Raw genomic sequence first — 13,055 nt, 5'->3', positions numbered from 1 at the left:
AGCCGATCAGGCCTTGCGGGCCGGTTTCCGAGCCGGCTTGGCCGGTTTTGCTGCCGGCGTCTCGGGTTCCGGGCTGTTCTGATTGAACGACAGGCGGAAATGACTGAGTCCGGTGCCTGTCTTGTCCTTGTTCTCGATCAACATCAGACGCGGCTGGCCGATGGACTGCGAGCTCTCGATCCGGCGCATGAAGGCCGAGACCCGCGCATTCGATTGGGCGCGTCCCTCGAGCGTGACGGTGCGCTCCGACTGTTCGAGCTTGGTCAGATAGACTCCCTCGGGCAGGGCCGTCACCAGCTCGTCAAAGAGGCGCACGATCTCGGGGCGGCTCTTCTGCAGGCGCTGGATGATCTCCATGCGCGCGAGCAGATCGGACTTGGTCTTCTCGATCTCGCTGATCTCCTTGATCTTGCGGTCGAGCGCGGCGATCTCGGTCTTGAGGTATTGATTGCGCGCCTGCTGACCGCTGATCCGATCCTCGAAATAGAAATGCACCAGGGCGACGGCCAGGGCCGTCAGGCCGAGCGCGACACCCAGCAGGGTCAGGAATTCCTGCCGGCGTTGCTGACGCGCCGCCTCGCGCCAGGGAAGCAGATTGATGCGTGCCATCAGTCGAACCCCCGCAAGGCCAGGCCGACGGCCACCATCATTCCCGGTGCCTCTCGCATGAGTGACTGGGAGTTGACGCGCGGCGCAAACGACATCTGACCGAATGGATTGGCGACCGTGGTGGGGATCCGGAGTCGCTCCTCCACCAGGGCATCGATTCGCGGGAGACTGGCCGCACCGCCGGCCAGGAGTATCCGGTCGACATTACTGAAGGTCGTGCCGGAGTAGAAGAATTGCAGCGCCCGTCCGATCTGCTGGGCCAGGGCCTCCTTGAAGGGGTTGAGCACCTCGATCTCATAGGTGTCGGCGACATCGCCGGCGCGGATCTTCTGCGCCGCCTGTTCGTCCGTGAGACCATAACGGCGCTGAACCTCCTCTCTGAGTTGTCGGCCGCCGAAGTTCTGCTCGCGCGTATACATGATCCGCCCCTCATTGAATACATGGAGCGTCGTGGTGGAGGCCCCGACGTCCACGACACCCAGGATGGGCGCATCCTTGCCTTCACCCTTGACGCCCAGCAGCATCGAGCAGGCGTGCTCCATGGCGTAAGCCTCGACGTCGACCACCAGGGGCGTGAGTCCGGCGATCTCCAGGACGCTGATGCGATCGTCGACGTTCTCACGACGCGAGGCGGCCAGCAGCACCTCGACGAGTTCGGGAGCGTTCGGCGAAGGGCCGAGGACGCTGAAATCGAGATTGACCTCTTCGAGCGGATAGGGGATGTATTGATCGGCGTCGAGCTGGATCTGGCTCTCCATCTCGGCTTCTTTCAGCGCGGCGGGCAGGGTGATGATCTTGGTGATGACGGCCGCGCCGGCGAGGGCGACGGCCGCGCGCTTGGTCTTGGTGCCCGACTTGAGCAATGCGCGGCGGATGCCGTCGCCGACCACTTCGTGATCGACGATCTTTTTCTCGACGATGGCCGCGCTCGGCAGCGGCTCGATCGCATAGTGCTCGACGCGAAAGCGCGGCACGGGTGTCGCGGCGATCCGTGATAGCTCGACCAGTTTGATGGCCGTCGTACTGATGTCGATCCCCAGGAGCGGACTGTTCTTGCGCGTGAGGCCAAACATAGTGATCTCGCTGGTCGTGATCCGGCGCGACAGAGACGATCCAGACGCGCAACGATCGAAGGAGGCCGAGGTTCGAGAAATACCACGACTCATTATAGACACATCGTCCCTGATGTCGATTGCGTTATTCCCGCAACACCAGCTGAGTTAGACTTGGCCCATCAGCCATTTATGGCGGCTTGGAACCGGGGCGTCTGTCGTGTTCGAGACGTTTCGCCCGTTCGCCTTGATCCGAACTCCGGCTGTTGCAAAAAAAGAACACACAGGAGGCCACTCGATGTCGAAGCGTGATCATGCCAATACCCAACGCGAGCGCCTGGCCTACGAGGCCGCGCGCATCATGGTCGAGCAGGGCTTGAACGACTTCGAGTCGGCGCGGCGCAAAGCAGCCGAACGCACCGGCATCCTGGATCGCCGCCAGTGGCCTTCGAATGAACGGCTCAAGGAGGCCGTGCTGATGCAACGCCAGTTGTTCTGGGGTGCCGGGCACGATGAGGCGAGTCGGTCGCTCAAGCGCGAAGCCGTGCAGGCGATGTGGATGCTGTCGGAGTTCGAACCGCGCCTGATCGGCTCGACCCTGCACGATCTCGGCGATCGACAGAACGGTGTCGAACTGTTCCTCTTCGCCGATCGGCCGGAAGACGTGCTTTTCACGCTCGCCGACCAGGGTATTCCCTGGCGTGAGGGCGAACGCATCCTGCGCTATACGAATGGACAGCGACTCGCACACCCTGCCTTCGGGTTTCTGGCCGGCGAGATCCCATTCGAACTCATCGTCTTGCCGGTACGCGCTCGGCGCCAACCGCCGCTCGATCCGATCACCGACCGTCCTGGTCTGGGCGCGGATCTCGCGGCGGTCGAGCGAATGCTGGCGAGAGAGGACCAGGGCACGCCCGGCGTACCCCAGTCAGCGCCTTGTCAGCGCTTGGAGATCGGCAGATAGTCGCGCTGACTCGGTCCACGGTAGATCTGACGCGGCCGGCCGATGCGGTCGTCCATCATCTCCATCCAGTGCGAGACCCAGCCGACGGTGCGCGCCACGGCGAACATGACGGTGAACATGTTGCGCGGGATGCCGAGCGCCTGATAGATGATGCCGGAGTAGAAGTCGACGTTCGGATAGAGCTTGCGTTCGACGAAGTATTCGTCGTTGAGCGCGATCTCTTCGAGCTTCATCGCCAGCTCGAACAGCGGGTTGTCGTTGTCGGCCAGCTCGTCGAGCACCTGATAGCAGACTTCGCGGATGATCTTGGCGCGCGGGTCGTAGTTCTTGTAGACCCGGTGGCCGAAGCCCATCAGCCGGAAGGGATCGTCCTTGTCCTTGGCCTTCTCGATGTATTTCGGGACGTTCTTGACGTCGCCGATCTCCAGCAGCATGTCGAGCACGGCTTCGTTGGCGCCGCCATGCGCCGGTCCCCAGAGTGAGGCGATGCCGGCGGCGATGCAGGCGAAGGGATTGGCCCCCGAGCTGGCCGCCAGACGCACGGTCGAGGTGCTGGCGTTCTGTTCGTGGTCGGCGTGGAGGATGAACAGCAGATTCATCGCCTTCTCGGCGATCAGGGTCGGCTTGTAGTCCTCGCAGGGCGTGGCGAACATCATGCGCAGGAAGTTGGCGCAATAGCGCAGATCATTGCGCGGATAGATGATCGGTTCGCCGACGCTGTGCTTGTAGGCGGCTGCCGCGATGGTGGGGATCTTGGCGATCAGACGATGCGCGGCGATCTCGCGATGACGGGGATCGTTGACGCTGAGCGAGTCGTGATAGAAGGCCGAGAGCGAGCCGACGACGCCCATGAGCATGGCCATGGGATGCGCGTCGTAGTGGAACCCGTTGAGGAAGTTCTTCAGGTTCTCGTTGAGCATGGTGTGACGCATGATCAACCGTTCGAAACTGACCAGATCCTTCTCGCCTGGCAGCTCGCCATAGAGCAGCAGATAGGCGACTTCCAGGAAGCTCGCCTTGGTGGCCAGTTGCTCGATGGGATAGCCGCGATAGAGCAGGACGCCCTCGTCACCATCGATATAGGTGATGCGGCTGTTGCAGCTGGCAGTGGACATGAAGCCGGGATCGTAGGTGAAGAATCCGGCCTCACGGTACAGCGAGGAGATGTCGACCGCCGCCGGCCCCAGAGTGCCTTGGCGCAAGGGGAAGTCACGGCTCTCGCCGGTGACGTTGTTGGTGACGGTGATGGTTTCGTTCGTCATGGGCTCGCTCCTGGACAAGTCGCCCGACGCCGACGGGTGTCGTCGTGCGTCGGGCTCTGCCGGTTAGTGGTCCATATACCCGAATCGAGGCGACTCGAGCCGGTCGATTCAGAGGTTGGTCTGAAGCCTGGCCACGCCGCTGTCGATGGCCGCACGCGCGACCGCCGCTGGTACCCGCTCGCGCAGACGCGGATCGAATGGTTTGGGAATGATGTAGTCCGGCCCGAAACTCAGTTCCTTCAATCCATACGCCTCCAGAACCTCTGCCGGCACCGGCTCGCGGGTGAGCGTGCGCAGGGCTTCGACGGCCGCGATCTGCATGGCTTGGTTGATGCACGAGGCCCGCACGTCGAGCGCGCCGCGGAAGATGAAGGGAAAACCAAGTACGTTGTTGATCTGGTTCGGATAATCCGAGCGTCCGGTGGCCATCACCAGATCGTCGCGCACGGACAGGGCCACTGCAGGGCGGATCTCGGGCACGGGATTGGAGAGCGCGAAGACGATCGGGCGCGGCGCCATGGACGCGAGCATCTCGGGCGAGACCAGATCCGGCCCGGAGACGCCGATGAAGACGTCGGCACCGTCCATGGCATCGGCGAGCGTGCGCTTCTCGGTCTCGACCGCCACGCCGCGCTTGTAGGTGTTCAGATCCTGACGCCCGGAATGGATGATACCCTGGCGGTCGACACAGAAGATGTTGTCAGGGTGCGCGCCGAGCGCCAGCAGCAGCCGCACGCCGGCGATACCGGCCGCCCCCGCGCCCAGGACAACGATGCGCGCCTCCGCGAGCGTCTTGCCTTGCAGCTCCAGGGCATTGAGCAGACCGGCGGCGATGATGATCGCGGTGCCGTGCTGGTCGTCGTGGAAGACCGGGATGTCGAGCTGTTCGACGAGCGCCTGCTCGATCTCGAAGCAATGTGGCGCGGCGATGTCTTCCAGGTTGATGCCGCCAAAGGTCGGGGCGATGCGCGCCACCGTCTCGATGAAAGCCTGCGGACTCTCGGCGTCGACCTCGATGTCGAAACAGTCGATGTCGGCGAAGCGTTTGAAGAGAACCGCCTTGCCCTCCATCACCGGCTTGCCGGCCAGCCCGCCGACATTGCCCAGCCCGAGCACGGCGGTGCCGTCGGTGATGACCGCCACCAGATTGCCCTTGTTGGTGTAGCGGTAGGCGAGATCCGGGTCGGCGTGGATCTGGCGCACGGGTTCGGCCACGCCTGGCGTATAGGCCAGCGAGAGATCCCGCTGGGTCTCGGCCGGCTTGGTGACCTCGGTGCCGATCTTGCCCGGCCGCGGCAGGGCGTGGAAGTCGAGTGCCTGACGGTTGAGGTCGGCGTCGAGATGGGCCTTGTTCTCGGAATCGGTCACGATGGTCTCCGCGGATTGAGATGAAATCGGTCGGGCCAGCCGGCCGATCGGCCGGCGCCTCGATCAGGGCGCCCTGAGTCGACGAGCTTCCGGGTCAAGGACAGCGGGGTGACGTGACGGAACGCGCGTGGGCGGGCAAGCAGGCACCATGATCGTCGCGCACGGGCGGCGAGTCAAGTAGGCGCGCTTTGAATGATCGGGGAGATCGATGCCGAATCGGCTTGGAGGCTGGATCGTCCAGGCATCGTCGACGCGCACACGACCACGAACCGAGACTTTTGGTCTCGCGGGTTCGTGGTCGGGATCTGAGCGACGATGTCCGGATGGGCAGGCGGTATCGGTCGCTGTGCTCAGCGCGAGTACTTGCGACGGAACTTGTCGACGCGACCGGCCGTGTCCAGCACCTTCTGCTTGCCGGTGTAGAAGGGATGGCAGGCGGAGCAGACTTCCACGTGCATCTCCTTTCCTTTGGTGGAGCGGGTCGTGAATGCGTTGCCGCAGCTGCAGACCACCTTCACGTCATGGTATTCGGGGTGGATTCCTTCTTTCATGGTGACCCTTTTGCCCACATGGGCGTGAAAATTCTTGGGAAACGCGCCAATCTACCAGCTTGCAGCAACGCGCGCAATCATTTGCGAACCGTGCGAGCTTACACTGCCAGGAAGCGAGCGACAAGATCGTCGAGAAAATCGCGTCCCAGCGGCGTGGGGGCGACCCGGTCCGGGTCGAGACTCAGGAGTCTGTCGTCGGCAGCGGCTTGCAGCCTCGCGGCGATCCGTGACCAGGGCAGCCCGGTCGTCGCCGTGAACAGGTCCGGCTCGAAGCCGTCGGTGAGACGCAGGGCATTCAGGACGAATTCGAGGATCAGGTCCGCTTCGCTCAGATCACGGCGGACACCGAGCGGTTGGCTCGGGTCGGCGTTCAGATACAGGTTTGGGTGAACCGGCTTTTCGGTACGCCAGACGCGCCAGGGCATGGTCGACTCGGTCGGTGCACGCTGGGCGCTCAGCTTGCCGTGCGCGCCTGCACCAATGCCCAGATAGTCGCCGAAACGCCAGTAATTGAGATTGTGCCGGCACTGACGTCCGCGACGTGCATAGGCCGAGACTTCGTAACGCCCATAGCCGGCCGATTCCAGACGCGCGGCGCCTTCCGCTCCCATGTCGGCGACGAGATCGCCATCCGGCAGCTCGGGCGGACGTGCACCGAAAGCCGTGCCTGGTTCGACGGTGAGCTGATAGTAAGAGACGTGCTCGGGCTCCAGCGCGATCAGGGCGTCGAGGTCCGCTCGCGCCCCGTCCAGCGTCTGACCGGGAAGACCGAACATCAGATCCAGATTGAGGTTGTCGAATCCCAGTGCGCGTGCGATCCGCACGGCCTCACGCGCCTCTTCGGGCGTGTGGATGCGTCCGAGCCGTTCCAACTGTTCGGTCGACAGGCTCTGCACCCCGATCGAGAGCCGATTGATGCCCGCCTCGCGATAGGCGGCGAAATGCGCGGCATCGATCGTGCCCGGATTGGCCTCCAGGGTGATCTCAGCGTCCGGGATCAATTCGACGCGCGCGCGGATGCCGTCGAGCAGACGGCGGATCGCCGGGCCTGGAAACAGGCTCGGCGTGCCGCCGCCGATGAAGATCGAGCCGATCGGACGACGCGCCGCCGGTTCGCGAAGCTCTGCGTCGAGATCCAGCTGCAACCGTTCGACATAGGCGTCGAACGGCCGTGACTCACGGCCGCCCGGATGCGAGTTGAAGTCACAGTAAGGACACTTGCGCACGCACCAGGGCAGATGGACGTAGAGCGCCAGTGGTGGCGGCGAATACTCGAACGAATCCACCGGCCGCGTCCGCTCAGCGTCCCTTTTTGAGGCTTTCCTGAAGCAGGGCGCCGAAGCTGCCCATGGTCTTCTCGGCGGCGGGTTTTTTGGCCGCCGTGGCGATGACGACGGCGGCGGCCGCATCGACCTCACGGTTCTCGTCGAGCGAAAGACTGATGCGTCGCCGCTCCAGATCGACTCCGATCACGGTCGCCGTCACCTCGTCGCCTTCCTTGAGCACGTCACTCGGATGCTGGACGCGCCGCCCGGCGCCCAGCTCGCTGATATGGACCAGACCGTCGACACCGGGCGCCAGCTCGATGAAGGCGCCGAACGGTTGCAAGCGTGCCACCCGACCCTGCACGCGCGTACCGGCCGGGAACTGCTCGATGGCATCGAGCCAGGGATCGCGGCTCAGGGCGCGGATGGAGAGCGCGATCTTATCGCGCTTCTTGGCGTCGGTCGCCGGCTCGATGCGCAGCACGCTGACCTCGATCGGCTGTCCGACCTGCAACACCTCCTTGGGGTGCTTGACGTGACCGAAGGCGAGCTGGCTGATATGGATCATGCCCTCCAGTCCGCCGAGATCGACGAAGGCGCCATAGTCCTTGAGCGAGGTGACGGTACCGGTGAGGACCGCGCCTTCCTTGAGCTGGGCGCGCAGTTCCTCGGCCTTGAGGCGCTGTTCCTCTTCCAGCAGTGCGCGGCGCGAGACCACCAGATTGGGCCGACGTCCGCCCTCGAACTTGGTGATCCGGAAGTCGAGCTTCTGGCCGACGAATTCGGACAGATCCTCGATGAAGCGGATGTCGATCTGCGAAGCCGGACAGAAGGCGCGCACGCCGGCGACCTGAACCTCACACCCGCCCTTGACCGCGCCCGTCACCTGGCCCTGGACCGGCAGCCCCTGACGGTAGGCGCTTTCGAGTTCGTCAACGCCATGGTACTTGTGTGCGTGCTGGCTGCCGAGCAGCAGCATGCCGCTCTCTTCGTCCTTGCCGGTGACATGGGTCTCGACGGTGTCGCCGACGGCGTACTTGAGCTGCCCCTCGGCGTCGCGGATCACGGCCAGATCGAGCCGGCCCTCGGACTTGGCGCCCAGGTCGACGAAAGCGAATTCCTCGCCGATCGCGATCAGGGTGCCGCTGACCTTGTCACCCACGGCCGGCTCACCTTTCTGGGCCTGTGGGTGGGTCTGGTCGAACTCGTTGAGCAGATCTTCGAAGCTTGCGGACTCGGACATGGTGGGACGAACGCCGTGGGAGATGGATGAAACGAACTATTGTAGGGCGGATCTCGCTTGAGATCGCGGATTATTCGGATGGCCGGTAGTCGTCGAGCGTCCTCCAGACGCTCACATCGTCTCCAGCCGGGCATAGGTCAGCACCAGCCATTTGGTCCCGACGCCGCCCTTGAAGTCGATCTGGATGCGCGCCTGAGCGCCGCGTCCCTCGCTGTTGAGCACCACGCCCTCGCCGAACTTGGGATGACGCACGCGCTGGCCGAGCCGGTAGCCTTCGGGCGCTTGGGCGCCCGCGCCGCTCTTGGCCGGACTACTGGCTACGGACCTGGAGGCCGGCACCCTGGCTGCAAACGCCGGTCGGGTGATACCGCCGCCACGGACTTCCTCGATCAATTCGGGCGGGATCTCGCGCAGGAAACGCGATGGCCCCGGACACTCCTTACGCCCATAGAGCTGCCGACTCTCGGCCTGGGTGAGATAGAGCTGACGCATGGCGCGCGTCAGGCCGACATAGCACAGCCGGCGCTCTTCCTCCAGGCGCGCCGGATCGTCGGCCGAAAGGCTGTGTGGGAACAGCCCTTCCTCCAGTCCGGCCAGGAAGACCAGCGGAAACTCCAGCCCCTTGGCGCTATGCAGCGTCATGAGCTGCACGCTGTCCTCAAACGGATCGGCTTCGGCCTCACCCGCTTCCAGCGCGGCATGGGCCAGGAAGGCGCCGAGCGGATCACCGTCCTCGTCGGGCAGATCTTGCTCGAACCGGCTGACGGTCTCGATGAGCTGCTCCAGGTTCTCGATCCGGTCCTGTCCCTTGCCGTCCTTGCTGTTCTTGAAGTGCTCGATCAGTCCGGTCGCCTCGATCACGCGGTCGGCGATTTCGCTGAGTGCACGCCCCTCGCGTGCAGCGCGCTGGCTCTCGATCAGGTCGAGGAAACCCCGCAGTGCATTGCTCGCCCGTGGGCTGAGCGCCCCGCTGGTGCTGAGCTCACGGGCCGCGCGCCACAGCGAGACGCCGGCCGCGCGTGCCTGTTCGCGAACCAGCTCGACCGTGCGCTCGCCGATGCCGCGCGTGGGGAGATTCACCACCCGTTCGAACGACGCATCGTCGTTCGGATTGGCGATCAGACGCAGATAGGCGAGCGCGTCGCGGATCTCGGCGCGCTCGAAGAAGCGCAGTCCGCCATAGACCCGATAGGGGATGCCGGCCTGGATCAGCGCTTCCTCGAACAGCCGCGATTGGGCCGTGGTGCGGTAGAGGATGGCGCATTCATCGCGCCGATGGCCGTCCTGGACGAAGCGGCGGATGCGCTCGACGACGAAGCGCGCCTCGTCGACCTCGTTGAAGGCGGTATAGCGACGGATCGGCTCGCCGGCGCTGTCCTGGGTCCAGAGGTTCTTGCCCAAGCGCGCGGGGTTGTGGGCGATCAGCGCGTTGGCCGCAGCCAGGATGTTGCCGGTGGAGCGATAGTTCTGTTCCAGCCGGATGGTGCGCGTCGTCGGGTAGTCCCGCTGAAACGACTGGATGTTCTCGACCTTGGCTCCGCGCCAGCCGTAGATGGACTGGTCGTCGTCACCGACGGCGAACAGGTGATTGTCGCCGCCGGCGAGCAGGCGCAGCCAGGCGTACTGGATGGCGTTGGTGTCCTGGAATTCGTCGACCAGGATGTGGGCGAAGCGCTGCTGGTAGTGGTGCAGGATGTCTGCCCGCTCGCGCAGCAGCTCCAGCGTGCAGAGCAGGAGGTCAGCGAAGTCGAGCGATCCGGCCCGGAGGCGCGCAGCTTCGTATTCGCGATAGACCGCGATCATCCTGTCCTGCACGAAGTCGCCGGTCTCGGACAGATGATGCGGGCGCAGTCCTTCATCCTTCTGGCGATTGATGAAGCCCTGGATCTGACGGGGCGGCCAGCGGGCCTCGTCGATCTGCATCTCCTTGAGCAGGCGCTTGATGAGCCGGAGCTGATCGTCCGAGTCCAGGATCTGGAATTGCTGAGGCAGACCCGCGTCCTGCCAGTGCGCGCGCAGAAAGCGATGGGCGAGACCATGGAAGGTACCGACCCACATCCCGCCGACGGGTGTGCCGAGCATCTCGTCGAGTCGACTGCGCATCTCGCGCGCGGCCTTGTTGGTGAAGGTGACGGCCAGGATCGACCAGGGCTGGACCTGCTGGACCTGAAGTAGCCAGGCGATACGGTGGACGAGCACGCGTGTCTTGCCCGATCCCGCACCGGCGAGGATCAGCAGATGACCGGGATCGGCGGAAACGGCTTCGCGTTGGGCCGGGTTGAGTGAGTCGAGCAGGAAAGAAGCGTTCATCGTGCGATTTTAAACCGCCGCATCCTTAATAACTAATTAAGATATATATCTTATGTTAGTAATTATAGGGCCTGTGGATAAGTGGATAAGTTGAATTTTTCTTTTCTTATCATAGGTTTGAAACCTGCATCGCCTGTGGATAAGTTGTGTGTAAAATGTGCATGGAAATGGCGATATTTTTTTGCGCACACTTTGCGCACAATTTATCCACAGGCTTATCAACAGGCTGCTCGCATCTAAGTTTTTGATTAAATTAACATAAAAAATCGCCCGCGGCCCAGGTCCGTTAAGTGCGCGCGAATATTGGATGTTGATCTTGCGCGACGCGTGAAAGATGTCGATAATACCCGGTTATTCCGCGACTCCCCTCTAGGCTGGCCGGTCGGCCTTCTCCAAGGGTTCGCCCTACCTCCCTCCGAGAGGCCCCTCCATCATGGATACCCCAGACGAAACGAGCGTCGGCTTCGACGCGCTCGGTCTTTCACCCGTGATCGCGCAAGCGGTCAAGAACCTCGGCTACGAATCCCCCACGGCGATCCAGAGCCAGTGTATCCCGCATCTGCTCGCCGGTCGCGACCTGCTCGGTCAGGCCCAGACCGGCACCGGGAAGACTGCCGCCTTCGCCCTGCCGATGCTCAGCCGTCTCGATCCGGATCTGCGCAAGCCGCAGGTGCTGGTGCTCACGCCCACGCGCGAACTGGCGCTCCAGGTCGCCGAAGCCTTCCAGCGTTATGCTACGGATCTCAAGGGCTTTAACGTGCTGCCCATCTATGGTGGCCAGGGCTACGGGCTGCAACTCTCGCAACTCAAGCGCAATCCACAGGTGATCGTCGGAACTCCAGGGCGGGTCATGGACCACATCCGTCGCGGCACCCTGGCGCTGGACTCGATCCGCGCCCTGGTGCTGGACGAGGCCGACGAGATGCTCAACATGGGCTTTGCCGAGGACATCGACTGGATCTTCGATCAGGCTCCGGCCGAGCGTCAGGTCGCGCTGTTCTCGGCCACCATGCCGCCGGCCATCCGGCGCGTGGCTCAGACGCGACTGGTCGATCCGGTCGAGGTCAAGATCGCCGCCAATTCCGAGACGGTCGATACCATCGAGCAGCATCACTGCATCGTCACCCGCTTCCACAAGCTCGATGTGCTCACCCGCATCATGGAACTGGAGCCGTTCGACGGGCTGCTGATCTTCGTGCGCACCAAGAACGCTACGACTGAACTGGCCGACAAGCTCAAGGCACATGGTTTCGCCGCCGAGCCGCTCAATGGCGACATGAACCAGGAGATGCGCGAGCGCACCGTCGAGCGGCTCAAGCAGGGGCAGCTCGATGTGCTGGTCGCCACCGATGTCGCCGCGCGCGGTCTGGATGTCGAGCGCATCAGCCATGTGGTCAACTACGACATCCCGACCGATCCCTCGGCCTATGTGCATCGCATCGGTCGCACCGGACGTGCCGGGCGTGCCGGACGGGCGATCCTGCTGGTCGAGCCGCGCGAGCGCGGGCTGCTCAAGTCGATCGAGCGCGTCATCCGGCGTCCGATTCCGTCGATGGAGCCGCCCTCGGCCGCCGCACTCAGCGAGTCGCGCATCGACCGCTTCATCGGCGAGATCCGCAAGGCCCAGTCCGAACAGGATCTGGATTTCTTCTATCGCCTGCTCGCGCGCATCAGTCAGGAGCAGGAGATCGAGATGCTGGACATCGCCGCCGCGCTGGCCTATCTCAATCAGCGCGAGCGGCCGTTGAACGTCAAGGAGGATCCGCCGCGCCCGCCCAAGCGCTTCGACGAACGCGGCGAGCGCGGACGTGGTCGCGATGGCGATCGACGTCAGGGCGGCTGGGAGGATCGTCCGCCGCGCCGCGAGCGCTTCGACGAGCGCGATGGGAATCGCGACGAACGCCGGCCGCGTTTCGATCGGGCCGAACGCTCGGAGCGTCCGGAGCGTCCCGAACGCGGCCAGCCGCGCCGCGATGACGCCGATCTGACCAGCTACCGCATCGAAGTCGGTCATCAGCACGGCGTGAGTCCGCGCGAGATCGTCGGCGCCATCGCCAACGAATCCGGCCTGGAGGGGCGTTATATCGGCCGCATCGACATCCGCGACGATCATTCGGTCGTCGACCTGCCCAAGGGGATGCCGAACGAGGTCTTCCAGCATCTCAAGCGCGTCTATGTGCGCGGTCAGGCGCTGCGGATCACGCCCGCCGATGAGAGCGCGGGGGCAGGGCAGGGCGGGGCCTGGGAAGGTCGCCGTGACCGCTCGGGTCCGCCGCGCGAGCGTGATTCCAGGCCACCGCGCGCCGGAGGCGACTTCCAGCGCCGTGACCGCGACGGCTATGCACCGCGCCGGCCGAGCTCGGGCAAGAGCAACGATGGCGGCAAGCGCGGTCCGGGATCGGGACGTAAATTCCGCGACTGATCGGAATCG

Annotated in this window: 10 protein-coding genes; 2 read left to right on the top strand and 8 right to left on the bottom strand. The window is 64.1% G+C overall.

Annotated elements, in window-relative coordinates; translation table 11 throughout:
• Positions 1-6 precede the first annotated feature (6 nt).
• Both ALVIN_RS15240 and ALVIN_RS15235 read right to left on the bottom strand, forming a co-directional pair.
• The gene (locus tag ALVIN_RS15240) at positions 7-609 is read right to left on the bottom strand and encodes a PilN domain-containing protein (RefSeq protein ID WP_012972220.1); all 603 of its coding nucleotides are present in this window, start codon (positions 607-609) and stop codon (positions 7-9) included.
• Positions 609-1,682, bottom strand: a complete 1,074-nt coding sequence (locus tag ALVIN_RS15235; protein ID WP_012972219.1) for a pilus assembly protein PilM — start codon at positions 1,680-1,682, stop codon at positions 609-611. The genes ALVIN_RS15240 and ALVIN_RS15235 overlap by 1 nt, the downstream gene beginning before the upstream one ends.
• Positions 1,683-1,959: 277 nt before the next feature.
• On the opposite strand from ALVIN_RS15235, the gene ALVIN_RS15230 reads away from it, so the two are divergent.
• Positions 1,960-2,625, top strand: a complete 666-nt coding sequence (locus ALVIN_RS15230) for a hypothetical protein (protein WP_012972218.1) — start codon at positions 1,960-1,962, stop codon at positions 2,623-2,625.
• Here ALVIN_RS15230 and ALVIN_RS15225 read toward each other — a convergent pair.
• From ALVIN_RS15225 to uvrD, 6 genes are all read right to left on the bottom strand, one after another.
• Positions 2,601-3,887, bottom strand: coding sequence for a citrate synthase (locus ALVIN_RS15225; protein WP_012972217.1), 1,287 nt, complete (start codon positions 3,885-3,887; stop codon positions 2,601-2,603). The genes ALVIN_RS15230 and ALVIN_RS15225 overlap by 25 nt on opposite strands.
• A 108-nt stretch (positions 3,888-3,995) precedes the next feature.
• A complete protein-coding gene (locus ALVIN_RS15220) occupies positions 3,996-5,255 on the bottom strand; it encodes a malic enzyme-like NAD(P)-binding protein (protein ID WP_012972216.1) in 1,260 nt (419 codons plus the stop codon).
• Positions 5,256-5,605: 350 nt separating this feature from the next.
• Positions 5,606-5,806, bottom strand: a complete 201-nt coding sequence (gene rpmE, locus ALVIN_RS15215) for a 50S ribosomal protein L31 (RefSeq protein ID WP_012972215.1) — start codon at positions 5,804-5,806, stop codon at positions 5,606-5,608.
• Between the two features lie 98 nt (positions 5,807-5,904).
• Positions 5,905-7,092: a radical SAM family heme chaperone HemW gene (gene hemW, locus ALVIN_RS15210; protein ID WP_012972214.1), complete on the bottom strand. Its 1,188-nt coding sequence runs from the start codon at positions 7,090-7,092 to the stop codon at positions 5,905-5,907.
• A gap of 13 nt (positions 7,093-7,105) precedes the next feature.
• On the bottom strand, positions 7,106-8,314 hold the full coding sequence (rpsA, locus tag ALVIN_RS15205) for a 30S ribosomal protein S1 (protein WP_012972213.1): 1,209 nt from the start codon (positions 8,312-8,314) through the stop codon (positions 7,106-7,108).
• A gap of 111 nt (positions 8,315-8,425) precedes the next feature.
• Positions 8,426-10,624 (bottom strand): DNA helicase II, encoded by a 2,199-nt coding sequence (gene uvrD / locus ALVIN_RS15200; protein WP_012972212.1) that lies wholly within the window; start codon positions 10,622-10,624, stop codon positions 8,426-8,428.
• A 433-nt stretch (positions 10,625-11,057) separates the two neighbouring features.
• On the opposite strand from uvrD, the gene ALVIN_RS15195 reads away from it, so the two are divergent.
• On the top strand, positions 11,058-13,046 hold the full coding sequence (locus tag ALVIN_RS15195; protein WP_012972211.1) for a DEAD/DEAH box helicase: 1,989 nt from the start codon (positions 11,058-11,060) through the stop codon (positions 13,044-13,046).
• Positions 13,047-13,055 lie beyond the last annotated feature (9 nt).

It is taken from the genome of Allochromatium vinosum DSM 180, from assembly GCF_000025485.1.
GTDB classification, from domain to species: Bacteria; Pseudomonadota; Gammaproteobacteria; order Chromatiales; family Chromatiaceae; genus Thermochromatium; species Thermochromatium vinosum.
Note: the sequence above shows the minus strand (reverse complement) of the source record. Positions and strands in the feature narration are given on the sequence as shown.

Bases quoted from the DNA above. Each gene is read 5' to 3' on its own strand.
- ALVIN_RS15240 (WP_012972220.1), bottom strand. From the start codon at position 609: ATGGCACGCATCAATCTGCTTCCCTGGCGCGAGGCGGCGCGTCAGCAA.
- rpmE (WP_012972215.1), bottom strand. From the start codon at position 5,806: ATGAAAGAAGGAATCCACCCCGAATACCATGACGTGAAGGTGGTCTGC.
- uvrD (WP_012972212.1), bottom strand. From the start codon at position 10,624: ATGAACGCTTCTTTCCTGCTCGACTCACTCAACCCGGCCCAACGCGAA.
- ALVIN_RS15235 (WP_012972219.1), bottom strand. From the start codon at position 1,682: ATGTTTGGCCTCACGCGCAAGAACAGTCCGCTCCTGGGGATCGACATC.
- ALVIN_RS15195 (WP_012972211.1), top strand. From the start codon at position 11,058: ATGGATACCCCAGACGAAACGAGCGTCGGCTTCGACGCGCTCGGTCTT.
- ALVIN_RS15225 (WP_012972217.1), bottom strand. From the start codon at position 3,887: ATGACGAACGAAACCATCACCGTCACCAACAACGTCACCGGCGAGAGC.
- ALVIN_RS15230 (WP_012972218.1), top strand. From the start codon at position 1,960: ATGTCGAAGCGTGATCATGCCAATACCCAACGCGAGCGCCTGGCCTAC.
- rpsA (WP_012972213.1), bottom strand. From the start codon at position 8,314: ATGTCCGAGTCCGCAAGCTTCGAAGATCTGCTCAACGAGTTCGACCAG.